General features: G+C 69.5%; 1 pseudogene. It reads left to right on the forward strand.

The window, feature by feature from the left end:
- Positions 1-826: pseudogene (locus tag D7V88_RS41740) on the forward strand (chromosome segregation protein SMC); the annotation flags it as partial.

The following is an 826-nucleotide window of genomic DNA, read 5'->3' on the forward strand; positions in this document are numbered from 1 at the left end:
TGTTCCTGGCGCTCAGCGTGGGCCTGGGTTTCTCCTCCGTGGGCGCGCCCATGTGGCGCTACCTGGCGCTGCTCAACATCCCGGCCTTCGGCACGGCCGCGCTGATGGCGCTGCGCTACGTGGACGACCTGCAGAAGGCCACCCGCCGGGGCACCAAGGACAACCGCAAGGGCGCTCGGGAGAAGAAGATCCTCGACGAGTTCGAGGTCGACGACGCTCCGGTGCGCATGGCCATCAAGGCCCTGGACGTGGAGACGCTCGACGAGATCGCTCCCGCGCTGGAGAAGAAGGACCTGCTGGGCATCCGCCTGGGCGAGCTCCAGACGCAACTGGAGGAGTTCGAGGCGTCCGCCGAGTACCAGGACGCCCTGCGCCAGGGGCAGGAGATGCGCGTGCAGCAGGAGACGCTCAACGTGGAGCTGACCGCCAAGGGCACCTACGTGCGCGACCTGCGCGAGGTGGAGCGCGAGCTGGGCCGCCTCAAGGAGTCCATCTCCCTGGCAAAGGCGCCGCCCGTGCCGGTCGCGACGGCCCCCGGGCAGGCCCCGGCGCCGGTGGATCCGCTGGAGGATCCCTCTCCGGTGGTGCTGGCGCAGGCCGCGGACGTGCTCACGTCGGACCTGTTGTCGGTGCAGGCGCTGCTGAAGGACCGCTGCGTGCAGTACCTCACCGCGCTCACCGACCGGCGCTATCAGGGCGTGGAGTGGGACCGCGAAGGCAATGCCTTCGCGCTCACGCAGAACAGCCGCATCCCGGTGGGAGAGCTGCCCCCCAAGGACCTGGACCTCTACTACCTGGCGCTGCGCATGACGGTGGTGGAGAAGAC

It is taken from the genome of Corallococcus terminator (assembly GCF_003611635.1).
In the GTDB taxonomy this organism is placed as follows: domain Bacteria; phylum Myxococcota; class Myxococcia; order Myxococcales; family Myxococcaceae; genus Corallococcus; species Corallococcus terminator.